Genomic DNA, 25,743 nt, shown 5'->3' on the forward strand with positions numbered 1-25,743 from the left:
TTACAGCCCGCATTTGCGGGCTTTTTTCGTTTTGGGGCAATGATCCATAAAGATCTTAATTGACATATCTTTGACATTTACGCTCTAGACCGACCGGTTTGTTTTGGTTGTTATTTAGTCATCAACTAGAAATGAGGTAAACACCATGACAACCAATAATTTTAACTTTCAACTTAAAACCATTGTTCATGCTCAAGAGAACGGTATTGAAAATATCCCTTCTTTGTTTGGTCGCTTAGGTGCGCAAAGAGTCGTGCTCTTTTCTGATAAAGGTTTGGAGTCTCTTGGCTTTGTTGAGCAGTTCTCGGCGTTGTTTGTAAACCAGAATGGGAATCAGGAAGCGAACCAACAAGCGGTTCAGCTTGTTGGCGTTTACACCGATATCGCGCCAGACGCGACTTGCGACAACATCAACGCGGCCATTGAGTTTGCAAACAGCGTCAATGCTGATGCGATCTTGTCTGTTGGCGGCGGCAGCGTAATTGATGCTTCTAAAGGTGTGAAATACGCATTTCATAAGCAGATAGATGACATTCGCACCGTAATTGCAGGTGGTGGTCATATGGATGTGTGGCCAAACAATGAAGATATTCGAGTGCCCCACATTGCTGTTCCGACAACGGCTGGTACGGGTGCAGAAGCTTCTCCTATTGCTGTTTTTTACAACGAACATGAAAACATTAAGGCAAGCCTAGTTGCATCGGGATTGGAAGCCGATATCGCGATTCTTGATCCAACGGTGACCACTAAGCTGCCAGCTCACCTGACTCGTTCTACCGCGATGGATGCACTAACACACGCTGTTGAAGCGATTGTCTCGCCAATGAGTAATGCATTCACCGACGCTTACGGCATTCAGGCTGCAAAACTGATTGTTGAAAACTTACCCTTGGCATTGAAAGAGCCAGAAAACCTAACAGCACGCGGCAATCTTCTTCAAGCTAGCACCATGGCGATCTCTGCTTTCTATTCGTCTTTGGGCGGCATTCCAATTCATAACTGTGCTCACGCCTTTGGTGCGATTAGCCACATTCCACATGGCGATGCCAACACGGTACTGATGCCGGTTTTGATTGAAGCGCTACCGGAATTTTATATGCCAAATGCGGCGAAGTTAGCTCAAGCTTTCTCGGTCGACACTACGGGAACCGATGAGATGGTTTACCAGAGAGTGTTGGATTTCTTAAACAACTTCCAAACCAGTGTCGGTGCGATGAAGCGTTTCAGCAGCTGGGAGTTTGATGAGCAAGAGAAGAGCAACATTGCAGAAGCGATTGAAAAAGACATCTGCTTTCAGTTCTACCCAATCTCGAAACAGACGATTGAAACCATCATTGAAAAAGCGATTTAAGTCTCTGTCTTAATCGACTGAATCTTATGACCATTTAGTTCAGTCCTTGATTCACTCACAACAATTACTCGAGAGCCAATTATGAAAATTGAAAACGTATTGCTATCAAGCTTGTGCATCATCGCGCCATTCCTACTTTTCACCTAACTCATTCAACAGGGACGTCGAGACCTTTATTCCCGAGGAGGAAATAAATGATCAATAAACGTTTAACTACCGTGATTCTGACTGGTGTTTTGGCTGCTCTGTTTTTTGCCAAAGCAAGCGTTGGAAGCGAAAGCTCTAAGAACGCAGCCACCATGGACCAATCGCAGCAGCATCAAGATGTCGTGCAATTGTTGGATGAGGCTTACCAAGGGCAATTGGATGCCCAGCTCTCTGTCGCTTACTTATATCTGAGCGGAGAGGGCGCAGAACAGAATGATGAAAAAGCCGCGGAGTGGTTCGTCACCGCAGCCAACAACGGTAGCCCTGAAGCTCAAACACAGCTTGGGTTGATGTATATCTCTGGAAGTGGCGTTCAAGCCAGCCAAGCGGAAGCTGTCACCTGGATAGGCATGGCAGCAGCTCAAGAGTATGACTCCGCGCTCGACTTATTACATTGGATGTCGCAAGCCGCGCATTAATTCAAATCTTAACTCAGGTTACTCACAGAAATAGTTACTCGCAGAAAAGTTAATTACTGAAACAAGTTAATCACAGAAATTGGAGAACGTCTTATGCAGACATTCAAGAAATCTTTAGTCTTCACTGCAATGGCTGCGGCAAGCAGTGCTGCTCTTGCGGCTGAATCAGAAAAACCGAATATTGTTGTTATTGTTGGCGATGATGTGGGCTTTGCCGATACACAGCCTTATGGCTCAGAAGCGGATACCCCAAACCTAATGGCGCTGGCTGAAGAGGGGGTTAAGTTTACTAACTTTCACGCGTCACCAACCTCATCGGTAACGCGCTCTATGATGCTAACCGGAGCAAACAGTCACGAGGTTGGGCTAGGCACCTTTGATTATGCCGTCTATCCGGGCGCTATCGGTAAGCAGGGTTATGAAGGTTACCTCACCAAGAAAGGTGTTACGGTCGCCACGTTGCTTGAAGAGAGCGGCTATAACACTTACCTCTCTGGTAAATGGCATTTGGGGCACGAGGATGGCTTCCTACCTGATGATCGAGGTTTTGGTGAGAGTTATGGTATTTTAGCGGGCGGTTCGAATCACTTTAACCGAGATATGATGTTCCGAGCCAAAAACGCTGCGACAGCGGATGCGCTGCAAAAAGGCGATATTCCCGGTGTTGAAGTTGAGCCAACTTACCGCTACGGTGAAGTGGTTGAGGATAATTACAAAGGCGAGTACTCAGACCAAGTTTACACCAACGAGATCATCAAGATGATCGACAGCAAGAAAGACGACGGCAAGCCTTTCTTTGCCTACGTCCCATTCACCGGTATTCATCTACCACTGCAAGCGCCTGAGTCTGCCTATCAAGATAAAGTCGATTACTACGTTGAACATGGTTGGGACTCGGTTCGAGAAGATCGTTTCCAACGCATGAAAGAGATGGGTGTGATTCCAAAAGACGCCGATATTTCAGATCGTAACGCATTAAGCCGACCTTGGGACTCGCTCTCTGAGAAAGAACAAAAGTGGTACGGAAAGAAAATGGCTGTCGCGATGGGCATGATGGAAATGCAGGACCAACAAGTCGGTCAGATAGTTGATTACCTGAAAGAAATCGGGGAATACGATAATACTTACATCATGTACCTAGCGGATAACGGCCCAGAAGCGGCGGATATTACCGGTGAAAATATCAGTGATTTGATCCGAACGTGGACTGCTCATCATTTTGATAATTCGACTGAAAACTTGGGCAAGGCGAACTCCAGTGTGTCACTTGGCCCTGAGTGGGCAAGCGCTTCAACCGGTGGCCTATCTTGGTACAAAGCTTACACAGCAGAGGGCGGTATCCGTGTGCCGTTTATCGTTAAGCCAGCCAAAGCGCTTCTAGAAGGTGAAGATGCGTTACAGCCGGGAACTCAAACAGATGACTTATCACAAGTGAAAGACATTGCAGCCACGATTCTTGAGATTGCAGAGGTAGAGCATCCAGGAACGGAATATCAAGGTCGAGAAGTAGCGCCGATGAGTGGTGTGAGCTTGTTGCCTTACTTCAAAGGGGAAACGGCAGACGTGCACAGTGCCAACAATGCGATTCCATTTGAATTGTTTGATAGCGGAATTCTGCTTAAAGGTGATCATAAGATCATCCGAATTTCTACGGGAATGGGCGGTGACAGTGAGTGGCACTTATACAACACCAAGAAAGATCCAGCTGAGCAACATGACTTGAGAAATGAAATGCCAGATCTGTTCCTTGAAATGGTCGCTGAATATCAAGAATACGAAAAAGCGCAAAATATCGTCCCGGTTGACGAAGCGTGGAACCCGTTTGAAAACGTGAAATAGAGGAAAAACCACTCGGCCAACCTAATGCCATCAAGCTTGGTTGGCCGATGAACACCGTGTAAAGGAATTACGAATTGTTTTGGCTAATACAATAACTTTTACATCGAGGCACTCTTCATGACGACATTATCGCTATCAAATTTGAGTTCAGTTCCGCAGTTCAATGGTAAAGCACACAGCAAGCTTCAAGCGTTAGCAAAACCGATTGGGGCGGTGTGTAATATCAGTTGCACCTACTGTTATTACTTAGAAAAACAACAGCTGCTTGAATATCCAAAAGGCTCTCAATATACGATGGATGAAGTCCTGTTAGAGCGTTATATCAAGCAATATATAGAAGGGCAGAATACGCCTGAAATCATCTTTTCTTGGCATGGTGGAGAGCCGACCTTGTTGGGGCTTGAGTACTTTAAAAAGGTCGTCGAGCTGCAGAAAAAATATTGTCCTAGCTACAGCAAGATCAGCAATGACCTTCAAACCAACGGCACGTTATTGAATGATGCGTGGTGCGAGTTCTTCAAGAACAATGACTTTATCATTGGCGTGAGTATTGATGGACCAGAGCACCTACATAATCACTACCGAACTAACCGTGCAGGCAAAGGCACTTTTTCTCAAACAATGCGTGGCATTCGCTACTTGAAACAGCATAACGTCGAGTTCGCGACCTTAAGCTGCGTGAATGATGTGACAGGTAAGTATCCATTAGAGGTCTATCGCTTTCTACGCGATGAAGTGGGTTCGAAGCAATTGCAGTTTATACCTGTGGTCGATAAGTGCGAAGCTCACACCAACAATAAATGGTTGAGCAACCAACAAGCGATCATTCCCGTATCAGGTGAGGTTGAGGCTTGGAGTGTCGATTCTGCACAATGGGGACAATTCCTCACTACCGTTTTTGATGAGTGGTTTGAACACGATTTTGGTCGGGTATTAGTGCCGTACTTTGAAAATTTTGTCGGCGTATGGATGGGCAGAGAAAGCACTATGTGTACCTTGAGTGAGATCTGCGGCAAAGGGTTAGCGGTTGAGCCCAATGGCGATGTGTACTCATGTGATCATTATGTCTTTCCTGAATTTCAGTTAGGTAATATTCAGGAACAAGCACTTTCAACTTTAGCCTTTTCGCCAAAGCAGCAGAGTTTTGGGTTCGCCAAACAGAAGTCTCTGCCGAAACAATGCCAAGCCTGTGAGTTTAAATTTGCATGTCATGGCGAATGCCCCAAAAACCGTATCATCACAAGCCGAGATGGTGAGGCGGGGTTAAATTATCTCTGTGAAGGTTGGCTGAGCTTCTTCAAGCATATCGACCCTGTTATTAAGGACTTATTCAAAGCCAATAATATTGCGTCTCGTCTGGGGTAATGGAGTAGGCGTGAATGGATTCAATCAAGATTTAAGTTAGATAGAAGGCTCGCTAAATTGTGCGAGCCTTTTGGTATTTGGTATTTGGTATTTGGTATTTGGCTTCTGGTTACGGGGGTATTTAGTCAGCCGATTCTTGTGCCGAGATCATGGCAAGAATGGTCTCATCCATGGCATTGTTTAGAATCGAACGGTTACGCTGCATGGCGGCCATGAGCGTTGAGCCAAGCCATAAACCATAAAGCGTTCGAGATAGCGATTCGGGCTCTGCGATAGTGAAATCACCGGCCTCATTGCCTTCTTCAAACAGCTTTGCCATACGCAGGATTATCTTTTCTGCGCCTTCTGCCATGGTCGATTGCAACGGGTTTGCAGACCCAGATACTTCTCCCGCCAGTTTTACGACAAGACATTGGATATTGAAGTCTTCAGTCAGTTTCGACGCACACCAAAACTCGAAATAGGCTTTAACGCGGTCACGACGAGAAAGCGATTCATCACTTAAAAAGTCATCCAGCTTAGCGAGATGCTCATCAAAGTAGTTAGTAAGAAGGATCTCACCAAAGTGCTCTTTGGATTTAAAGTAGTGGTAAAAAGAACCCTTCGTGCCTTCCGCTTGGTTGATGATCTTCATCAGGCCAACACCAGCAAACCCGTGTTCATTAATAAGGCTAAATCCTGCATCGAGCATAGCTTGTCGCATGTCTTTCATTGTTCTTACTCTTTATGCTGAGAATGAGGAATAGTGTAACGAGCAACATACCAACCGTCCAGTCTAGCGCGTTAGGACGCGGTCAATAATTGACTCGTTTCGTCAAAGTAACTTTTTCTCTTATTGGCACTTCTAAGCGACAAAACTTTTTTCAAGATAAGCACATCCTATAAATCGAAAATAACAACCTTAAAGGGCCTGTTTGGTGCCTTAAAATGGCTAAATTTTGGTGTTTTAAGTTGCTGTTTTTGTTCGTTTTTAATTTGGTGTTTTCTTAAGATCGCAATGGTAGTCTTAGCTTAATTTCTTTAGGGGGCTAAATGGACACCAATAACAGCACTTATCATCACCACAATTTTGCTCAGCAAGACTTATCAGAGCTTACATTTACAGCCTGTACGTTTATCCGTTGTGATTTCAGACGTTCGAACTTACGTGACGCAACGTTTATTAACTGTAAGTTTATTGAACAAGGCGATATTGAGGGATGCCACTTTGATGTTGCCGACTTACGAGATGCAAGCTTCCAGAATTGCCAGTTGGCGATGGCGAATTTTAGTAATGCGAATTGCTACGGTATTGAGTTACGTGATTGTGACCTGAAAGGGGCGAACTTTACTCGTGCTAACTTTGCCAACCAGGTAAGCAATAGAATGTATTTTTGCTCCGCGTATATTACGGGCTGTAACCTGTCATACGCCAACTTGGAGCAAGCTTGTTTAGAGAAGTGTGAGTTATTTGAAAACCGCTGGATAGGTACTTACCTTGGCGGAGCGTCACTAAAAGAGTCCGATCTTAGCCGAGGCGTGTTCTCGGAAGATGTATGGGGGCAATTTAGTATGCAAGGTGCTAATTTATGCCATGCTGAATTAGAAGGGTTAGATCCTCGCAAGGTAGACACATCGGGGATTAAAATCGTTGCTTGGCAGCAAGAGCAACTGCTTGAAACCATGGGTATTGTGGTAATGCCCGATTAATAGGGCTAGCGAAGCGAGTAAATGGTATAGAGAAGGCGGTTGTTTTGTTTTCCTAACCATTGATAGACTACTGGCTCGCGGCTGCACATGTTTATATTCAATTTAATCTAGAGAAATTTATGACTATAGAAAATGTGCTTCCTGAAGATTATGCAGAAATGCTTAAGGTTTGGGAGAATTCGGTCCGAGCAACTCATGACTTTATTACAGAAGAAGATATTGAGTTTTTTAAACCTATCATCATGGAACATGCGTTCCCTGCGGTTTCTTTGAAATGCGTTAAAAATGAAAGTGGTTCGATAGTTGGCTTCGTGGGTGTCCATGATGCAAAAGTCGAGATGCTTTTCGTTTTGAATGAAGTTCGAGGGCAAGGCGTAGGTACGGTGCTGTTGCAACATGCGATTGAGCAGTTAGCAGCCACCAAAGTTGACGTTAATGAGCAAAACCCACAAGCGGTAGGTTTCTATCAGCACATGGGGTTTAAAGTAGAATCACGCTCACCACTTGATGATATGGGAAAACCATTTCCAATTCTGCATATGACGCTGTAAGACTCGGTTGTCGTATCACTCGGTTGTAATCAACCACAGTCGCTAGAAGAAAAGCCCAAAGCTAATAACTTTGGGCTTTTCCGTATCTGAACCAATGATAACCAAATTATCCAATATGAGGCAGATCTGAATAGGTGCGTGAACGAGGTGTTACTCACTTACAAAGTGGTGGTGTTTGTATTTCATACGGGATCTTGGTCACTGATCTTAGCGCTTAACATTACCCAAACGCCCAAATTAAATGTAACAATCATCACAATTAATACTTGGTCAATATGTATAAATAGATCTTTATCACGTTTGTGTAATCTTATTTAAATCCTATAATTGGGCTTGCTATCAAATTTAAACTATTGACTTGTTGTTAATAATAAAATTGTAATTAAATTTCATGATAAATATGAGAGGTAGAGAATAACTAATCGTTTGACTCTGATATTTAAGTGACCTGGATCTCACTTTGTTGCCATTTCTCTATTCTTCTACTTCCATTGATAATAATCCCAACAAAAACGAACAAAGAATAACTGGGATATATTATGCTTTATGACCTTATTGACCACGACCTAATTGATGTTATTAACCACTCTGAATACAAGTGGGAAGATGCAGTTAAGGAAACGACTCGTTACCTACAAGATAAGGGCTACGTTACCGATAACTACGCAGACGCGATCATTCAGTCAACGCATGATAATGGACCTTATTACGTTCTTTGTCCAGGTATTGCTATGCCTCATGCCCGCCCAGAAGCAGGTGTACTAAAGACTGGACTTGGTATTCATGTCTTTTCTAACCCGGTGGATTTTGGGTCTGATATGGGGCCTGCCAATGTCTTATTAACATTAGCTGCAAAGGATTCAGATACACACATTGAGGTTATTCAAGCGCTTAGCGAAATGCTGGTTGATGAAGAAAACATTGCCAAACTGGCTGCTTCTTCTTCAAAAGCAGAAGTGCTTGAAATTATTAAAAGTTACTAATAATAACCTTTGAAAATAAGGAATATAACGTGTCTACAAATATAAGAGCCAAAGTGCAAGCTTTTGGTGGTCATCTGACTGCCATGGTATTGCCAAATATCGGAGCCTTCATTGCTTGGGGCTTCATTACCGCATTATTTATCCCAACAGGTTGGATGCCGAATGAGTATTTCGGTGAGCTTGTTGGTCCGATGATTACCTATTTATTACCATTATTGATTGGTTATACCGGTGGTCAGATTGTTGGTGACAAGCGTGGTGCTGTAGCTGGTGCTATCGGTACTATGGGTGTTATTGCCGGCGCCGAGATTCCAATGTTTGTTGGTGCAATGATCATGGGTCCACTAAGTGGCTGGGTGATTGTTCAAATCGATAAACGCCTACAAGACAAGATCCCTTCTGGTTTCGAGATGGTGGTAAACAACTTCTCGCTAGGTATCTTCGGCATGTTGATGTGTCTATTTGCTTACGCGATTGTTGGTCCAGCTGTAACTGCAGCGAACCTATTCGTTAAATCGGGCATCGAAGCGCTTGTAGCGACTGGCTTCCTACCGTTACTTGCAATTATTAATGAACCAGCAAAAGTCTTGTTCCTGAACAACGCTATCGACCAAGGTATTTACTACCCACTAGGCCTACAAGCAGCAGCTGAAACAGGCAAATCTATCTTCTTTATGGTGGCGTCTAACCCTGGCCCTGGTTTAGGTATGCTTCTGGCTTACGCTAAGTTTGGTCAAGGTCTAAGTAAGAAATCAGCACCAAGTGCAATCATCATCCACTTCTTCGGTGGTATTCATGAGCTGTACTTCCCATACGTGCTAATGAAGCCAATCATGATTTTAGCGATGATTGCAGGTGCGGCAACAGGCATCACAACGTTCAATCTACTTGATGCTGGTCTGGTTGCAGGTCCAAGTCCAGGTTCAATCTTCTCTTACCTAGCTCTAACACCAAAAGGCAGCTTCTTCGCGACCATCGCCGGTGTAACAACAGCAACGATTGTTTCTTTCTTAGTCGCAAGCGCAATCCTCAAAGTAAGCAAGAAAGAGGAGTCTGAAGAAGAGTTTGAGCAATCAATCACAGACATGAAAGATATGAAAGCTGAAGGTGCAGCAGCAAAATCGCCAGCACAAGCAGCGGTAAAAGCAGAAGCGAAAGACATTAAATTTGTCGCCTTTGCATGTGATGCAGGGATGGGCTCAAGCGCAATGGGGGCATCAACCTTTAAGCGCAAACTCGAAAAAGCCGGCTTTAACGTTGAAGTGAAGAACTTCGCAATCGAAAAAGTGCCGAGCAACGCGGACGTGGTGGTGACCCACGAGAGTCTAGAGAGTCGAGCAATCAAAGCAACAGGCCTGCCTGTGGTGACCATCAAGAACTTCCTACATGACCCAGCATTAGACAACCTAATGGACACCATCGGTCAGCAAGCTTAATTAATATTCTGGGGTCAGGTATTGGCCCCACTTTTCGGAGATAAAATCATGGTTCAAACAACTGCAGCGGTAATTTGTGGTGAGAAAGACGTTCAACTAAGAACCTTCGATCTACCAAAGATTTCAGATGATGAACTGCTGGTTAAAAACGTTTCAAACAGCATCTGTCTATCGACTTACAAAGCAGCACTCCTCGGCAGTAACCACAAACGTGTGCCTGAAAATATTGCTGAAGTACCTGTAATGACAGGCCATGAATACGCAGGTGTGATTGTAGAAGTAGGTGCTAACTTACAAGACCGTTTTAAGCCGGGCGAACCATTTGTACTGCAGCCCGCAATGGGCTTGCCAACAGGCTACTCAGCAGGCTACAGCTACGAGACATTCGGTGGTAACGCGACGTACTCAATCATCCCTAAAGTAGCGATTGATTTAGACTGTGTGCTGCCATACAAGAGTTCTTACTATGCAAACGCATCGCTTGCAGAGCCAATGTCTTGCATCATCGGTGCGTTCCACGCTAGCTACCACACAACCCCGTACGTGTATGAACATCAAATGGGCATCAAAGAGGGCGGAGCGTTAGCGCTACTTGCATGTGCTGGCCCTATGGGTATTGGCGCGATTGATTACGCGATTAACGGCCCTGTGAAGCCAAGCCGTATTGTGGTGACTGATATCGATGAAGCTCGTCTCTCGCGCGCAGAAAGCCTTATCCCGGTATCAAAAGCGGCCGAGAATGGTATTGAACTCCATTACGTAAACACAGCGAAAATTGATGACCCTGTTACGTACTTAAAAGAACTGAATGACGGCAATGGCTATGACGATGTCATGGTGTATGCAGCGGTTGCACAGGTGCTTGAGCAAGCTGATGAGCTATTAGGTAACGATGGCTGCCTGAACTTCTTTGCTGGTCCAACAGATAAGCAATTTAAAGTACCGTTCAACTTTTACAATGTGCATTATGAATCTACGCATATTGTAGGAACCTCTGGCGGTTCAACAGGGGATATGGTTGAATCCATTGAACTTTCGGAAGCGGGTAAGATCAACCCATCATTTATGCTAACTCACGTTGGTGGCTTAGAGGCGGCACCTCACACTATCCTAAATCAACTGGATATTCCGAGTGGTAAAAAGCTAATCTACCCGCATATTGACCTGCCACTGACGGCAATTGATGAGTTCCATAAGCTAGCAGAGCAAGACCCGTTCTTCGGCGAACTAGACCGAATTTTGAAAGATAACAACTACGTTTGGAACGAACTGGCAGAGAAAGCACTGCTTGAGTTCTACGGCGTTAGCCTAACGGCGTAATCGATGATTTCGTGGCAGCTACACTGCTGCCACGACCAATAAGGAACATGTTATTACGGTGCAAGACGAATTATTAGATGCCTTAGAAGAGTGCGAAACCGCCACTTGTTTTATCCAAGCATCTCATAAGCTGATTAGCGTTAAGTTAAAGCATTTGTTACCAAGGGTATTTGTTCAAGATCCTTTGGTGATTGAGTATGCCGTGACCCCTCTACTCAAAGAGGATGGTCCTTTAGTCGAGATTGATGTGGTATCAAAGCTGATGTTTGCGATGGGTAAGATCTCACTAGAGAGTTACGCAGATATTAACTTGTTTGACCAAATGCACGGTTTTGTCGCTCAGCAACAAGAGCCAATTTCGTTTAGTGATGATGTCATTTACGACTTCATCACTAATCAAGCGACGCTCTCAAAGAGCGACGGCAGCATCTATCTTGATTCGATTAACCAATTAAAATTTTCATCATTCGACTCCTTTTCTCAAGCTCGCTATGAGTCACTGGTCAAAACCGTGTTGAAGCTCGCTTGCGAAGGTTTGTTAGAAACCGTGGAGAACGAAATTTTAGATTAAGGCTTTTCATATGAAGGTTTCCCTAAATGTCAGTGGCTTTGAGACCGAAGCTGTGTTTTCAGATAACAATATCGAACAAATTCATAAGCCATTGGTTGAAAAGTTTTCTCGTCTTTACCAAGAAAAGAACGAACGAACGGTTATATTCTTAGCTGCGCCTCCTGGCAGTGGAAAATCAACCCTAGCGGCATTCTGGGAGTACCTATCTCACACAATCCCAAATGTTGAACCATTGCAGGTGCTGCCTTTCGATGGCTTTCATTACCCGAACGAGATCCTCGATTCGAATTACACCATCCGCGGTGAAGACAAGATAAAGCTGCGTAGTATTAAAGGCGCACACGAAACCTTTAACCTCACATCTCTTATCGACAAACTCAAGAAGCTAAAAGTTCAAGACCCAAAGTGGCCTTACTACGATCGTAACCTGCATGATCCAGTTGATGACGCAATCACCGTTGAAAAAGAGATTGTGGTGATTGAGGGAAATTGGCTTCTGCTCGATGAACCAGTATGGAGTGGGTTGAATGAGCTTGCTGATTTCACCATCTTCATCGATACCGCTCCTAAGTTTTTAGAAGAGCGTTTAGTGAACCGCAAGATTCGTGGTGGCTCAACGCTTGAAGAGGCTCTCGCTTTTTATAAAAGTTCAGATTCAAAGAATGTAGACATGGTTTTAAATCATTCTGTAAAAGCGGACCTAACTCTATATATGAACCAAGATGGTTCTTTTGATATCAATTAATTCTAGGAGGTCGCTATGAAGATCGTCGTCGACAGCCACACTCATACTGTTGCCAGCGGCCATGCTTACAGCACTATTATTGAGAACGCTAAAGCAGCACAGCATAAGGGGCTGAAACTTCTTTGTACAACGGATCATGCTCCTGAAATGCCGGGTGCCCCCCACTACTGGTTTTTCAACAATCAAAGAATTTTGCCCCGCTTTCTTCACTATGTAGGAATCCTGCGTGGAGTGGAAGCAAACATCACCAACATTGAAGGAGACTTAGATCTATCCCCTTCAACCTATCAGCACCTTGACTGGACTATTGCCAGCTTCCACGAACCTGTGTTTCCTCCATCCACTGAAGAGATACATACCCAAGCCCTCATTAATATAATTGAGGGGGGAAAGGTTGATGTGCTTGGGCACCTTGGTAACCCAAATTACCCATTTGATATTCGAGCCGTGCTCGAGTGTGCTAAACAGCACAATGTGGCGATTGAGGTGAACAATACCTCTTTGACGGGAAAAAGCCGCAAGGGGAGTGATGTACGCTGTTCTAAGATTGTGGAGATTGGAAAGCGAGTTGGTGTTTACTTTTCTACAGGTTCTGATGCGCATTTCTGTGAAGAGATTGCTCATTTGGGTCTTGTAAAAGCATTACTTGAAAAGCACGGTGTGGAAGAAGACAAAATAATCACTACCTCAACATCCCGTTTTTTGAACTTTTTATTACTGCGCGGTAAAAGTCGAATCGAAGAATTTGCACACTTATATTAAGTGTGTTGCTGAGTTAATGATTACTGGTATCAAAAAGCCCAAAGCTAATAACTTTGGGCTTTTCCGTATTTGGTAACCAGCATTTTATAATGAATTGTAGAAAAGAGAATGCTTGGTGAATAGAGAACTGATTAGTGCATGCCTGAACGCATCTTGTCGGCGAGAGCAAAGAAGACAAAAATGACGAAGCATACTAGAGCAACACACAGTGAAGCTATGATTGTTGTTGCGTCTTTTGATATCAATGGAACAACGATAGAAGCTAATGCAACTAACATAACCAAGATATGAACGATTCGTCCGATGATTGGGTTTTTATGACAGAATGAAGCCCATAGGTAACGCATTTTTAACACCAGTATAATATTAGTGGGTTTATTCTATTTTCTTAATGAGTATTTTGTAAATAACATTTTGTTACAAGAACCAGTAAGTATGATCTAAGTCGTTTTAGTATAAAACTGATTAAATAACAGAAAGTTATTTGTATTATATACAATGTTTATCATCTAAATGAGAAACATAGTATTCCGTATTCTTTGGAATACTAAGTCAAATATTATTCAACTTTTTGTTTCTTGACTTAAGATCTCATTTATTGAGTGTTTTATTAAGAGATCGGTTGCGTATAGCCATTGATATCGTAACTATCAATCGAATTAGAGTTATTCTAGAGCCTGTTATTCGCTTTATGTTATTTATCAAAGCGACTCCTCAAATTGAGAGCGAGGTAATCTTGTGAGTTGTTCGGTTTGATATACTCAGTACTCGTTCGATAAAGATGATGGAGATGATATGTCGAAAACCGCGAAGATCATTAATGAAGATAAACTAGTGAAAAAAGCAGTTGAGGTCGGTTTTAAAATGGCTAAATTGCAAGGTTTTGATTTGCCACATTCATCTCAACCAATAAAGGTCAAAGCGGTGTACTTGTTTCTTGTTGAAGTAAATCAGATCACGCCGTTACCAGAAAGTAAGCTTGATGGGGCAAACATTAAAAAGCGTCTGGCGCTATGGATACATAAAGCATTGCCTGACAATGATCCCTTGAAGTAAACCTTTTCCAAGTTGATATTTCTGGACTCGTTTCCTCTGAGTTCATTATTCATCGATATGTTAGATAAGAAACCTAGCGAGCTCTCGCTAGGTTTTTTTGTTTTTGAGGCCGATATTTTAATAGTGGATAGCGAGTCACTGCCATTCGAAGCGTTGTTATCTACTCGATAGAATGTTCAACACTGAGAGTGTTGGTGATTTATGCCGCTTGATTGGCAATCTGAGCACATAATTTACTAATGACTCTAACCTTCTTTTGACGCTTATTCGGTTAAAGACATTTTCTTAAGATCTCCACCGATCAAATACATTAGAACTCAAAGTATTATTTAATTCATGCTGACCGCTATTAAATGTGATACAGATCACTAATTTTTGTTTTTTTAAAGTTAAGGTGTTGATCTTAGTAGGGGGTAAATGCTCATAATAAAAAGGGATTTAATTAGAGTTCAAAGGAATTTCTCGGTATGATTACATCAGCGCCTTGGGTGTTGTGTCCAGAAGTGATAGAAAAAACGAGTGAAGAATGGAGTTTTCGCGAGCCCAAAGCTTCAGATGGCAACGACATTTATCGACTGATTTCAGAATGTCCGCCACTAGACACCAACTCGTCATATTGCAATTTTTTGCAATCCACTCACTTTAGTAAAACTTGTATTTTGGTTGAGAACAAAGGTGAGCTTGCGGGCTTTATCTCGAGTTATCAAAAACCGAGTGAGCCTAATGTTCTCTTTATTTGGCAAGTTGCAGTTGCCCCTCGATTTAGAGGTCACTCTTTAGCTTACAAGATGTTGAACAGCTTACTTCGTCGAGAGTGGCTGAAGAGTATAGAAGCTATTGAAACAACCATTACTAAGTCAAATCAAGCGTCTTGGGCACTCTTTAAAAAGCTAGACGCAAAAAATAGTAGCACTGGAAAAGTGACCACTTTCTTAGATGAAAATGTTCATTTTAAAGGGCTGCACGATACTGAGTATTTGTATCGAATACCCCTTAAATAATCATTAACTTATAGGAATCAAATAACGGCCTTATCATGGATATTTTTAAAAAGCAGGAATCTAACGTACGTTCATACTCGAATAGTTTTCCAGTCACTTTTGCTAAATCAAAAGGCTGCTGGCTTGAAACAAAACAAGGTGATCGTTACCTCGATTTTCTTGCTGGAGCAGGATCTCTCAATTACGGTCATAACAATCCAATACTTAAGCAAGCTTTACTTGAGTATATTGAAATGGATGGAATTACACATGGCTTGGATATGCATTCAGAAGCCAAAGCTGAATTCCTAGAAGCTCTTAGTCGCTTTATTTTGGAACCTCGAGCATTAGATTACAAAGTTCAATTTACCGGCCCGACAGGAACAAATGCGGTTGAGGCAGCGATTAAGTTGGCGAAAAAAGTAAAAAGTCGAAGCAGTATTGTTGCATTTACCAATGGTTTTCATGGTTGTACGGCGGGTGCATTGGCTGCTACAGGCAACCAACACCACAGGCAAGGTGCGGGCTCAAATCTCAACAACGTTACGCGTTTGCCATTTGAAGGTTACGCTGGAATCGATGGTTTAAAATTATTTGAAACGATGTTAACCGATAATTCCGCTGGTATGGATAAACCTGCTGCCGTTTTATTGGAAACGGTTCAGGGTGAAGGTGGGTTAAATGTCGCTTCAAATGAGTGGCTACAGAAGTTAAGCAAAATCTGTAAAGCCCACGATATCCTACTTATTGTGGATGATATTCAAGCCGGTTGTGGTCGAACAGGAACGTTTTTTAGCTTTGAACCTTCAGGTATAAAACCAGATATCGTTACGCTATCTAAGTCGATAAGTGGTTATGGCTTACCGATGGCTGTGGTTTTATTAAAACCTGAACTAGACAAGTGGGAGCCGGGAGAACACAACGGCACCTTCCGTGGTAACAACCATGCGTTCATTACTGCTGCGAAAGCGTTAGAAATGTATTGGTCAAATGATGATTTTGAAAATCATATTCAACGTAGCTCAAGCATGGTCGATGATGTCATTCAACGCAATCTCAAGCGTTTCCCTGAGCTATTTGTTCAACGCAAGGGACGCGGAATGATGATTGGCATTGAATGTAAAGATGGGAACACAGCTGATGAGATTGCAAAAGTGTGTTTTGACAAGGGCATGGTAATTGAGACCGCAGGTCCAAACGATGAAATCTTGAAGTTCTTTTGTCCATTAACCATTTCAGAATCGGAATTGATGCAAGGTTTAACTATGTTCGAAGACTCAGTTGAAGTGGTAGCAACCAAGCATTTCAAGAAAGCATCGTAATAGGGAGAGTAAAATGATTGTTAGAACACTTGATGAATGTCGTAATAGTGAAAGACGTATTGTATCGGATAACTGGGAAAGTACTCGCATGTTATTGAAAGATGACAATATGGGATTTTCTTTTCATATCACAACAATTTACGAAGCGACAGAAACACATATCCATTACCAAAACCACTTGGAGTCTGTGTTTTGTATGAGTGGTGAAGGGGAGATTGAAGTCGTTGGTGGTAAAACTTACCCAATCAAACCCGGTACGTTGTACATCCTAGATAAGAATGATGAGCATTATTTACGCGCATATAAAAACAAAGAAATGACAATGGCTTGTGTGTTTAACCCACCAATTACTGGCGCTGAAGTACACGATGAAAACGGCGTTTATCCACTCGTTGATTAACCCATATATTCAGGGGTGATATCTCACCCCGCTCCCTATTATTTAGTCTTTAATCTCTTCAAGAACAAAAGGTCTTTTATGACATTTACCGTAGAAAAAATCGGCGGTACATCAATGACAGCATTTGATGCTGTGCTCGACAATATTATTCTCCGCCCTCAAAATCCTTATAACCGAATCTTTGTTGTGTCCGCTTACAGCGGTATGACGGATGCATTGTTGGAATGTAAAAAAACAGGTAAGCCTGGTGTCTATCAATTGATAGCGATGCGTGACGATTCGTGGAAGGATGCTCTATCTTATATTGAACGCCGCATGCTATTGACCAATGAGCATATTTTTGCGGATCCAATGAATCGTATGAGAGCAGATAAGTTCATCCGGTCTCGTATTTCAGAAGCCAAAAACTGTATTACTAACATTCTTGAAACGTGCCAATACGGACAGTTTTCACTGAGACATTATTTACCACAGATTAGAGAGTTTCTTTCTTCAATTGGAGAGTCACATAGTGCATACAACACGGCTCTTAAATTAAAAAACATTGGTATAAATTCGACCTTTGTTGACCTTTCTGGTTGGGACAACAAAACCCCTCAAAGTTTGGACGATACGATTAGAGAGGCTTTCTCTGACATTGATGTTACTGAGGAGCTTCCCATAGTAACTGGTTATGCGTATTGCAAAGAAGGTTTGATGCATACTTATGATCGTGGTTACAGTGAGATGACGTTTAGTCGTATCGCTACTATTACTGAGGCATCATTGGCGATCATCCATAAGGAGTATCACTTTAGTTCGGCTGACCCAAAAGTCGTTGGTGTAGGTTCGGTTAAACCGATTGGGGCAACCAATTATGATGTTGCCGATCAACTGGCTAACCTTGGTATGGAAGCTATTCACTCTAATGCGGCTGCTGGGTTACGAGAAAGTGGCATAGAACTGCAAATCAAAAACACCTTCGAGCCAGAACATGAGGGAACACTGATTTCTTCTGATTACCGACCAGACACGAATCACATTGAGATCATTGCCGGAAAACAGAAGGTATATGCGTTACATGTTTTTGACCAGGGAATGGTCGGTAAGGCGGACAATGTTAGTTATGAGTTAATGGAGATTATCGCAGATGCTAGAGTGAACCTTATTGGTAAAGAGATGAACGCCAATTCTATTACCTATTATCTAGGTGGTAGCACCGAGAGTTTAAACAAGGTGTCTTATAAGGCTGAGAAACGTTACCCTCAGGCATCTATTTCAGGTCGAATGGTCGCTATAATCTCAGCGATCGGTTCTCAAATTGATACCAATAAAACGCTCGCTAATGGTGTATTGGCTTTGATGAACCATAGTGTTACGCCTATTGCATTACATTCGTCTATGAGAAACGTAAATGTGCAATTTGTTGTGAGTGATGACAAGTATCAACAAGCGATTTGCGCGTTGCATGAAGAATTCTTTGACCAAGATAAAAGAACCGAGACATCGGTGAATGCAGCATAAAATTTAACAGTGGAGGGCTCACCCTCCACTGTTAAATTTTCATGGAAAAGCAAAACATCAACTGCAAATTAACGATCGCCTGTATCTATTTTGATCACACAGCAACATCAGATATGAGTATTACTACTCTTGATACTTATCGAGCTTGTTATAAAGCGTTTTGATGCTGATTCCCAAGTCTTGTGCTGTTTCCTTTTTGTTGCCTTCATTTTCTTCGAGCGTATTGATAATCGCCGCTTTCTCAATCTTCTCAAGAGAAACACCCGCCGGAACCATATCCTCAACGGTAGTCCCTGTTTCTAAAGGAGGAGTATCAAAAATTAGGTGTTCATCTTTAATCGTCTCATCTGCCAATATAAAAGCTCTTTCAATACAGTGTTTTAATTCCCTGACATTCCCTGGCCATGCATGGGCTGATATTTTTTGAAGCGCTGATGTGAAAATGGTCTTCGCAGTGGTTTCATTTGCGTTGCGATGAGCAATAAAATGTTTTGCTAAGCCGACGATGTCGTCGCCTCTTTCACGCAATGGAGGGACATGTATGGGGAAGTGAGCCAACCTGAAATAGAGATCCTCTCTCAAAAACTGTTCTTCAATAGCGACTTGTGGATCTCGGTTTGTCGCTGCAATGACTCGAGTATTAGCGATACTCGTTGCATTACTGCCTACAGGGCGATATTCACCTGTTTCTAAAACTCGTAGTAATTTGACCTGGTGTTCAAGTGGCATTTCGGTGATTTCGTCGAGAAACAATGTGCCACCTTCTGCTTGCCTAAACACCCCTTGGTGTGTGCGATTCGCCCCTGTAAAAGCGCCTTTTTCATGACCAAATAATTCACTATCAACTAACTCAGGGCTGATAGCACCGCAGTTGATCGCAATAAAAGGTTGGTTTTTACGATCACTGGCAAGGTGAATCGTTTGTGCGACTAATTCTTTACCTGCCCCACTTTCGCCGACAATCAAAACATTGGTGTCAGTCTTCGCGACTCTTCTTAAAGTTCGATACAGCTTATGCATGGGCTTAGAAGAACCGACTAACATACCGAACTGGTCTAAATCGCTGGTGGACACTTTACGCCCTTCTTCCTGCTTCTGGAGGAAGTATTGACTGAAGTCTGCAAGGGTATCTTCCAATATTTGCATGTCGACGGGCTTTCTATAATGGAAGATTGCGCCATGGTTCATCATCATGTCTAAATTTTTGTTTGGCGTACCTGTACTGATAATAATCAAGTCCATTTCGTCCAACCCTGTTGCACTCGATAAGGACTTAAAATCATCGTTAGTAAATCGAGAGACTTCAACAATAGCAGTATCTGGTTGCAGTTGTTGTAGCTTGTCAATCCAATGAACATCCATAGTACTTTGAATTATTTCAAAGCTTGATAATTCATCTAGAGAGTTTATTTTAGACCGCAATAATTCATCTTTTAACTCTATAAAAAGTGTCGGTAATGACATGATTTAACTCTCTTTTTGTACGACAGAAAACGACCTTGATAATAACATAATGTCCTTCAAATACGAATCTATCATTTACTATACGCCACCTTTTAAATGTAGTTACAATATTACTGATAGTAGAAGTGGCTAATTAACAGTATTGATATTAATTATTCTAGGATCTCCATTGATGATAATTTTTACAAAATACTCGTGTAATTAATACACCTCCGATTATTTTACCAATGGTAAATTTTCAAAATTAAAGTGTAAATCCTTTATTTTCAGTCAGTTAAAAAGTTGGCATGCTGGTTGCAATTGTACAAGTGTCAGTTAACTAGAGGAGATAATTAATGAGAAATACTGCAAGTAAAATATTATTAGCTACTTTGATTGCAACTTCTTCATCAACTGTTTTTGCTAATAGCATGTGGGAAAAAGAAACTTTCGATGCGTGGATTGATGGAAAAGCAGAAACGACTTTATTACTGAATACTAATTTAAACTCATTTGACATCAACACCTACGTTAAAAATCGAGTGGTTACTTTAACTGGCTCGGTTAAAAATGAAACAGAGAAAGATTTGGCAGAAGAGTTAGTGCTAAGCCTAGATGACGTTAAGTCTGTAAAAAACGAACTTACAGTGATTGATGAAGACAAAGAAAAAACACCCGCAGCCGTACAAGCTTTGACTGATGCTCACATAAAGACACTGGTAATCACTCGTTTATTAATGAATACCAATGTTAGTGGTAGCGATATTCAAGTTGAAACCGAAAACAGTGTGGTTATCTTGAAAGGTTCAGTTTCATCAAGCAGTGAACACGACTTAGCTTTATCTATAGCAAATAATACCCCGAATGTAGAGAGAGTGGTGGATAAATTAAATATTATTTAACCTCTCTACAATTGGTAATTTATTAAAAATTGGGGAATAACGATGATTCGCTGGTCGCTAATATTTTTTATTGTCGCAATTATTGCCGCCCTATTGGGATTTAGTGGTATCGCTGGGGCTGCTGCGACAGTAGCAAAGATCATATTTTATATATTTGCAATATCACTACTGGTTTCAGTGGTAATTATGTTGCTGAATAAAAACAAACATTAGGAGTTTATATGAACATCAAATCGAACGCTTACCGTTTTTTAACTATTGTGGGTATTACATTTGCACTTGCGGCATGTAGTGATGAAGGTCCGATGGAACAAGCCGGGGAAAATGTAGATGAGGCTGTAGAGGATACTCAAAACGCAATAGAAGATAGTTGTGAAAATATTAAAGAGCATTTAGATGCGAAAGATGAAGATTGCTAGAACTGTCATCTAGAGTGCAATGAGATGCCAAAATCCTCATAAAAATAAACCAATGAAGTAGGAATTAGACATGAAAAATATATTTGATGTGCTCAAAGACAGTCATGAAAAGCAACGACTTTTGATGGATGCGTTACTCCAAACTTCGGGAGACACACAAGCTAGGCAAGAACTCTATGTTAACCTTAAGGATGAGTTAACCAAGCATGCGATTGCAGAAGAGCGCCATTTTTATGCACCTTTGATCGAGAGTGATCAATCCATTGACATGACTAGACATGGAATCGCTGAACATCATGGAATCGACAAAATACTCGCTCAACTCGATGATACAGAGATGTCTTCACCAGCTTGGCTTGTTTTAATGAAAACATTAAAAGATAAGGTTGAACATCATTTAGAAGAAGAAGAGCAGCGTTTTTTTCAAACCGCAGGTCGAGTCTTAGATACTGAACAAAAAGAAACATTAGCTCGTAAATATGAAAAAGAGGTTGCTTGAATCACGAAGTAATCAAATTCTTTAAATAAGTATAAAACTGCTTTGTTATCAAGCTAAGGGCTCATTCTTGAGCCCTTCTTTTATTTAATTTAGAGATAGATAAATTTACGGATAAATATATTTAAATTCACGGATAAATTAAGGCGTAACATGTTTATTATTAAATATTATATGCTTCTTGCTATAGCTTGTTTTTTTGCTGCTGCTCTTATACCACAGCTAATAATCCGTGGTGTTTTTGCCTGGTGTAGTTTGTCGATGTTCATCGTTAGTGTTGCCTACATCTTCGATATGCCGTCAATATTTAGGAAGACTAGCGATGGGAAAATAGTGTGGTGGATTAGATGGATCTTCATTCCATTCTTCTTAGGTGTTCGACTGTACAATGCATGGGCAATTAAAAGAGATAAAGTTGAACCAATACAGAAGGTTGGAAAAGGTTTATATGTATCTCGTCGTTTGTTCCCTTCAGATTTATCGTTCTTAGAATCTCAAAACATCCATTGTATTGTAGATGTTACAGCTGAGTTTTCTGGTTTAGAAAGTGCAATGACCGGTGATCAATTTCGCTATTTAAACACCCCGGTTCTTGATCATAAAGTCCCTAAAATGCATAAGCTTAAACATGCTATAAATTGGATCGATACCCAAATCCATCAATCTAGATCGGTTGTTGTGCATTGTGCTCTCGGTCGAGGACGTTCTGTCTTTGTCGTAGCTGCCTATCTTTTAGCAAAAAATCCGTCACTTACTGTAGAGCAGGTCTTGAAAAGTATTAACGACGTGCGAAGTACAGCCCAATTGAACCATCTACAACTAAAAACACTTCAAGCAATCAGTGATAAAGGTTTGCTCACTCTTGGCCATAAAGCTTGCCTTATTGCCAACCCTGTTGCAGGTGGTGGTAAATGGTTGGCGAATGAACAACAGGTTATTCGTGAACTTACGAGAAAGTATAGTTTAGATATTTTTCTTACTAGCCAAGAAGTATCAGCAGAAATATTAGCTAAGCAGGCCAAAGACCGGAATACTGCGCATATTATCGTTGCAGGTGGCGATGGGACGGTTAGTGAAGTCGCAAGGCAAGTTAGGAAGACTGATACACAACTCGGGATTATACCTTTGGGTACCGCGAACGCTCTATGTCATATGCTTTATGGATTGACCTCGAAAATATCGCCTGTTGAAAAAGCGTGTGAGGCTATTTTATCTGGCAACTCAAAAAGAATCGATCTGGCGTTCTGTAATCAACAACCAATATTACTGCTTCTTGGTATTGGGTTTGAAGAACAGATGATCGATTACGCACATCGAGAACAAAAAAATGAAAAAGGGCAATTCGCGTATTTGACTGGGTTCTTCAATGCAGTAATCACCGACGATAATCAACACTTTCAAATTTCAATCGATGACCAACCATCACAAAGTATGAAACTACAAAGTTTGGTCGTGGCGAACTCTTCCCCTTTTAGTACTGTGCTTGCTCAAGGGGGACAGCCTCCTAGGCCGGATGATGGGAAGCTGCATATTACCTATTTGGAAAACACAAATTCACTTAGTAAACGAGCTATCGCTCTATCTGATCTGTTGTTATCGAGTCTCGGAGCGAAAGAACAAGCTAGTTACTTTACTTATGCTTCGGCACAGCTCGTTAAAATTGATTCTGACCGACCTATTTCATACGTGATTGATGGAGAGACGTATTTGGCTGATTCACTGGAGATAAGTATTGATAAGCAAGCCTTAACGGTTTGTATTCCATGAATGTATTGAATAATCCGCATATTGAATAAGAAGGAGACACCATGGAAATGAATCTCTCTTTTAACTTAGAGAAGTTTCAGCATCTGATAGAGGGTAAGTTAGAGCATTGGTTAGTTGAAGCAATTAAACTTATCCCTAACCTGATTGTTGCTTTTGTTACGTTTCTTATTTTTATCTTTGTTGCCAACATAAGCGGCAAGTTGTTTAAAAGATTGAGCAATAGAGTTGTCGACTCTCAAGAAGTCATTAACTTACTGGCTTCTATTGTTAAGGTTACCATTGTTACTATTGGATTTTTTGTCGCGTTAGATTTTGTTGGGCTCCAAGGTACGGTTACATCGTTGCTTGCCGGTGCCGGTATTCTAGGTTTAGCTATCGGTTTTGCTTTTCAAGATATGACTGAGAACCTCATTTCAGGTATTACAATGAGTATTCGTAAACCTTTTAAAATTGGCGATGTTGTTGGTTCCAACGATGTCATGGGTACCATAGTCAAAATAAACTTACGAAATACACTGGTTGAAACGTTCTCTGGTCAACACGTCATGATTCCCAATAAGATGGTTTTCCGAAATATTTTGACGAACTACAGTCGAAAAGGACGAAGAAGGGTCGAGATCCCTGTGGGGATTTCCTACGCAGACTGTCCCAAAAGAGCCGCTGAGGTGATAACCAAAGCGATAAACCAAAAGTCTTATGTTAGTCGGAAAGAAGATACGACGGTTTACGCTTCAAGCTTTTCTGATAGTAGCGTTAACTTATTGGTTTGGTTTTGGATTGAGTACCCAGGAGGTTTTGGTTATATGGACGCAAAGCACGACGGTATTATAGCGGTTAAAGAGTCATTATCAGAGGCTGGAATGACAATACCGTTTCCGATTAGAACACTTGATTTTGATCCCAAAGGCGGTAAAAGTCTGTCTAGAATGATGACTGGGGCTGTCGATGACGCTTCCTAGAATAACATAGCGGTCCCTCTCGTAAAAAAGCGTCAAGGCAATATGCCTCGACGCTTTTTATTTTGAGTGATGTCAGAATTAGATCAGAATTAAACCTAGATTATTCCCACTGTTTAATGATTGTGTTGTAGGCTTTGATTCTCTTCTCAAGTTAATTAATCGTATCTATTTTAGATGGGTTATATCTGTTACAAATGCTTTGCTATCTCATCATTTTCAACTTGCAACGCCGCAACCCAATAGGAGAAAAAAGCAGACATATGTTGATTGTTAAACTTTCTAATAGTGTTTTTGAGGTAAGAAATTAGGCTTAAATTACTCTGGTACATATCGTTATAACTAACAATTAACGCAGGGGGCTGACTCAATATGTCATTGTCATTAACTTCATTGTTAATGCAGAACTTGGTGTTTACTTCGTTTATTAATGAACGTTCAACTTTTATAAATCGATTTGCAGCTCTTGCAATGTTCCCATGTGCTTTCTGTTCAATTAGGTCAACACATGAGAAGTAGTGATCTTTCAATGTACATAGTATTTTTTCTATGCCTTTATAGTGAATTACCTCAAGGGGATCATTGTCCTTTTTAAACAACATATCATTACTCCTTTTTATCTCAGTAGTATTTATAATTTCAGTTGATTTATAATAATTAAAATAAGCCTTTTCTTTGATTCTGATTTCCAACCATCATTCGCTAATAACTAATTCTGACGCATGTTGTGTATTTGGTCTCGACATGATTCCATTTCATTTTTTACCACTTTTAATCTTCTTCTCCCTTCTAAATCAGGGTTAGTTTCTAGCAGTGATTCAATGTCGGAAATGATCTTTGTCTCGACACCTTCTAGGTGCTTTAAATAGAGCTCTTGATTGTTTTTACCTTTTGTATCTTCCGCTTCAATACAGCGCTCTCTGGCATTTATCGTATAACTAGCGGGTATCTGTTCTTGATGTATTTTTGAGTAGTAAGTTAAAGATTGTAACTTTAACTCTGCACATTTCTTTACCGTGTAGATATCAAAAAGATTTTTTGCCATCTTTTCACTTCTTATGTTGGATATCGCTTTTTCGTAAATAATATTTCCACTTTTTATCAGGTTAACAATAGATAATATACTTTGGTTTCTCATGAATCCTCATTTGGTTCTAAGCTGTATTTGGTTTATTGCATTTTTTATGCCAATTAATAACCCTATATTCAGCTTGTTTCGTCTAAGGTTTTACTTTGTTTTTGTAAAAAATACATTAATAGA

28 protein-coding genes are annotated in these 25,743 nt (G+C 41.3%); 23 read left to right on the plus strand and 5 right to left on the minus strand.

Annotated features, from left to right (window positions below; all coding sequences use genetic code 11):
* Window positions 1-145 precede the first annotated feature (145 nt).
* From AB6D06_RS12940 to AB6D06_RS12955, 4 genes are all read left to right on the plus strand, one after another.
* The gene (locus tag AB6D06_RS12940) at window positions 146-1,351 is read left to right on the plus strand and encodes an iron-containing alcohol dehydrogenase (RefSeq protein ID WP_372110415.1); all 1,206 of its coding nucleotides are present in this window, start codon (window positions 146-148) and stop codon (window positions 1,349-1,351) included.
* A gap of 194 nt (window positions 1,352-1,545) precedes the next feature.
* Window positions 1,546-1,977, plus strand: coding sequence for a tetratricopeptide repeat protein (locus AB6D06_RS12945; RefSeq protein WP_372110417.1), 432 nt, complete (start codon window positions 1,546-1,548; stop codon window positions 1,975-1,977).
* A 93-nt stretch (window positions 1,978-2,070) separates the two neighbouring features.
* Window positions 2,071-3,816, plus strand: coding sequence for an arylsulfatase (locus AB6D06_RS12950; RefSeq protein WP_372110419.1), 1,746 nt, complete (start codon window positions 2,071-2,073; stop codon window positions 3,814-3,816).
* A gap of 117 nt (window positions 3,817-3,933) precedes the next feature.
* The gene (locus AB6D06_RS12955) at window positions 3,934-5,181 is read left to right on the plus strand and encodes an anaerobic sulfatase maturase (RefSeq protein ID WP_372110421.1); all 1,248 of its coding nucleotides are present in this window, start codon (window positions 3,934-3,936) and stop codon (window positions 5,179-5,181) included.
* A gap of 121 nt (window positions 5,182-5,302) precedes the next feature.
* On the opposite strand, the gene AB6D06_RS12960 is transcribed toward AB6D06_RS12955, so the two are convergent.
* Window positions 5,303-5,893, minus strand: a complete 591-nt coding sequence (locus AB6D06_RS12960) for a TetR/AcrR family transcriptional regulator (RefSeq protein ID WP_372106644.1) — start codon at window positions 5,891-5,893, stop codon at window positions 5,303-5,305.
* Between the two features lie 320 nt (window positions 5,894-6,213).
* On the opposite strand from AB6D06_RS12960, the gene AB6D06_RS12965 reads away from it, so the two are divergent.
* The 8 genes from AB6D06_RS12965 (at window position 6,214) to AB6D06_RS13000 (ending at window position 13,238) form a co-directional block, all read left to right on the plus strand.
* Entirely contained in the window at window positions 6,214-6,870 is a 657-nt protein-coding gene (locus tag AB6D06_RS12965) for a QnrS family quinolone resistance pentapeptide repeat protein (RefSeq protein ID WP_171733163.1), read from the plus strand.
* Window positions 6,871-6,989: 119 nt separating this feature from the next.
* Window positions 6,990-7,421, plus strand: coding sequence for a GNAT family N-acetyltransferase (locus AB6D06_RS12970; RefSeq protein WP_017065189.1), 432 nt, complete (start codon window positions 6,990-6,992; stop codon window positions 7,419-7,421).
* Between the two features lie 539 nt (window positions 7,422-7,960).
* Window positions 7,961-8,404 carry a PTS sugar transporter subunit IIA gene (locus AB6D06_RS12975; protein ID WP_017065190.1) on the plus strand — a complete coding sequence of 148 codons (444 nt, stop codon included), beginning with the start codon at window positions 7,961-7,963 and terminating at the stop codon, window positions 8,402-8,404.
* Between the two features lie 29 nt (window positions 8,405-8,433).
* Window positions 8,434-9,840: a PTS mannitol transporter subunit IICB gene (locus tag AB6D06_RS12980; RefSeq protein WP_372110424.1), complete on the plus strand. Its 1,407-nt coding sequence runs from the start codon at window positions 8,434-8,436 to the stop codon at window positions 9,838-9,840.
* Between the two features lie 48 nt (window positions 9,841-9,888).
* Window positions 9,889-11,160 carry a zinc-binding dehydrogenase gene (locus tag AB6D06_RS12985; protein ID WP_372110426.1) on the plus strand — a complete coding sequence of 424 codons (1,272 nt, stop codon included), beginning with the start codon at window positions 9,889-9,891 and terminating at the stop codon, window positions 11,158-11,160.
* 52 nt (window positions 11,161-11,212) lie between these two features.
* Window positions 11,213-11,731: an MltR family transcriptional regulator gene (locus tag AB6D06_RS12990; protein WP_048609996.1), complete on the plus strand. Its 519-nt coding sequence runs from the start codon at window positions 11,213-11,215 to the stop codon at window positions 11,729-11,731.
* Window positions 11,732-11,741: 10 nt separating this feature from the next.
* Window positions 11,742-12,476: a nucleoside/nucleotide kinase family protein gene (locus AB6D06_RS12995; protein WP_372110427.1), complete on the plus strand. Its 735-nt coding sequence runs from the start codon at window positions 11,742-11,744 to the stop codon at window positions 12,474-12,476.
* A gap of 15 nt (window positions 12,477-12,491) precedes the next feature.
* Complete coding sequence (locus tag AB6D06_RS13000; protein ID WP_371725491.1) at window positions 12,492-13,238, plus strand: phosphatase; 747 nt, start codon at window positions 12,492-12,494, stop codon at window positions 13,236-13,238.
* A 131-nt stretch (window positions 13,239-13,369) separates the two neighbouring features.
* On the opposite strand, the gene AB6D06_RS13005 is transcribed toward AB6D06_RS13000, so the two are convergent.
* The gene (locus AB6D06_RS13005) at window positions 13,370-13,585 is read right to left on the minus strand and encodes a hypothetical protein (protein WP_017065847.1); all 216 of its coding nucleotides are present in this window, start codon (window positions 13,583-13,585) and stop codon (window positions 13,370-13,372) included.
* 448 nt (window positions 13,586-14,033) lie between these two features.
* Between AB6D06_RS13005 and AB6D06_RS13010 the strand changes: the two genes are divergently transcribed.
* From AB6D06_RS13010 to AB6D06_RS13030, 5 genes are all read left to right on the plus strand, one after another.
* Entirely contained in the window at window positions 14,034-14,294 is a 261-nt protein-coding gene (locus AB6D06_RS13010; protein WP_010431978.1) for a DUF5062 family protein, read from the plus strand.
* Window positions 14,295-14,761: 467 nt separating this feature from the next.
* Complete coding sequence (gene ectA / locus AB6D06_RS13015) at window positions 14,762-15,295, plus strand: diaminobutyrate acetyltransferase (protein ID WP_010431975.1); 534 nt, start codon at window positions 14,762-14,764, stop codon at window positions 15,293-15,295.
* Between the two features lie 35 nt (window positions 15,296-15,330).
* Entirely contained in the window at window positions 15,331-16,596 is a 1,266-nt protein-coding gene (ectB, locus tag AB6D06_RS13020) for a diaminobutyrate--2-oxoglutarate transaminase (RefSeq protein ID WP_372110430.1), read from the plus strand.
* Window positions 16,597-16,609: 13 nt separating this feature from the next.
* Window positions 16,610-16,996: an ectoine synthase gene (locus AB6D06_RS13025; protein ID WP_010431969.1), complete on the plus strand. Its 387-nt coding sequence runs from the start codon at window positions 16,610-16,612 to the stop codon at window positions 16,994-16,996.
* Between the two features lie 78 nt (window positions 16,997-17,074).
* Window positions 17,075-18,499 (plus strand): aspartate kinase, encoded by a 1,425-nt coding sequence (locus tag AB6D06_RS13030; protein ID WP_010431966.1) that lies wholly within the window; start codon window positions 17,075-17,077, stop codon window positions 18,497-18,499.
* 123 nt (window positions 18,500-18,622) lie between these two features.
* Here AB6D06_RS13030 and AB6D06_RS13035 read toward each other — a convergent pair whose 3' ends face one another.
* The gene (locus tag AB6D06_RS13035) at window positions 18,623-19,963 is read right to left on the minus strand and encodes a sigma-54-dependent Fis family transcriptional regulator (RefSeq protein ID WP_010431963.1); all 1,341 of its coding nucleotides are present in this window, start codon (window positions 19,961-19,963) and stop codon (window positions 18,623-18,625) included.
* Between the two features lie 335 nt (window positions 19,964-20,298).
* On the opposite strand from AB6D06_RS13035, the gene AB6D06_RS13040 reads away from it, so the two are divergent.
* From AB6D06_RS13040 to AB6D06_RS13065, 6 genes are all read left to right on the plus strand, one after another.
* Window positions 20,299-20,844, plus strand: coding sequence for a BON domain-containing protein (locus tag AB6D06_RS13040; RefSeq protein WP_017065851.1), 546 nt, complete (start codon window positions 20,299-20,301; stop codon window positions 20,842-20,844).
* 42 nt (window positions 20,845-20,886) lie between these two features.
* On the plus strand, window positions 20,887-21,057 hold the full coding sequence (locus AB6D06_RS13045; RefSeq protein WP_010431958.1) for a DUF1328 domain-containing protein: 171 nt from the start codon (window positions 20,887-20,889) through the stop codon (window positions 21,055-21,057).
* A gap of 8 nt (window positions 21,058-21,065) precedes the next feature.
* Window positions 21,066-21,263 (plus strand): hypothetical protein, encoded by a 198-nt coding sequence (locus AB6D06_RS13050; protein ID WP_010431955.1) that lies wholly within the window; start codon window positions 21,066-21,068, stop codon window positions 21,261-21,263.
* A 70-nt stretch (window positions 21,264-21,333) separates the two neighbouring features.
* On the plus strand, window positions 21,334-21,762 hold the full coding sequence (locus AB6D06_RS13055) for a hemerythrin domain-containing protein (RefSeq protein WP_010431952.1): 429 nt from the start codon (window positions 21,334-21,336) through the stop codon (window positions 21,760-21,762).
* Window positions 21,763-21,912: 150 nt separating this feature from the next.
* Window positions 21,913-23,526: a diacylglycerol kinase family protein gene (locus AB6D06_RS13060; RefSeq protein ID WP_017065852.1), complete on the plus strand. Its 1,614-nt coding sequence runs from the start codon at window positions 21,913-21,915 to the stop codon at window positions 23,524-23,526.
* Window positions 23,527-23,567: 41 nt separating this feature from the next.
* On the plus strand, window positions 23,568-24,485 hold the full coding sequence (locus AB6D06_RS13065) for a mechanosensitive ion channel family protein (protein ID WP_016797856.1): 918 nt from the start codon (window positions 23,568-23,570) through the stop codon (window positions 24,483-24,485).
* Window positions 24,486-24,673: 188 nt separating this feature from the next.
* Here AB6D06_RS13065 and AB6D06_RS13070 read toward each other — a convergent pair whose 3' ends face one another.
* On the minus strand, window positions 24,674-25,084 hold the full coding sequence (locus tag AB6D06_RS13070) for a hypothetical protein (RefSeq protein WP_010431943.1): 411 nt from the start codon (window positions 25,082-25,084) through the stop codon (window positions 24,674-24,676).
* A gap of 107 nt (window positions 25,085-25,191) precedes the next feature.
* Window positions 25,192-25,620: a DUF2383 domain-containing protein gene (locus tag AB6D06_RS13075; RefSeq protein ID WP_010431941.1), complete on the minus strand. Its 429-nt coding sequence runs from the start codon at window positions 25,618-25,620 to the stop codon at window positions 25,192-25,194.
* Between the last annotated feature and the right edge of the window lie 123 nt (window positions 25,621-25,743).

It is taken from the genome of Vibrio sp. 10N.239.311.G01, assembly GCF_041465805.1.
Classification (GTDB): Bacteria; Pseudomonadota; Gammaproteobacteria; order Enterobacterales; family Vibrionaceae; genus Vibrio; species Vibrio crassostreae_C.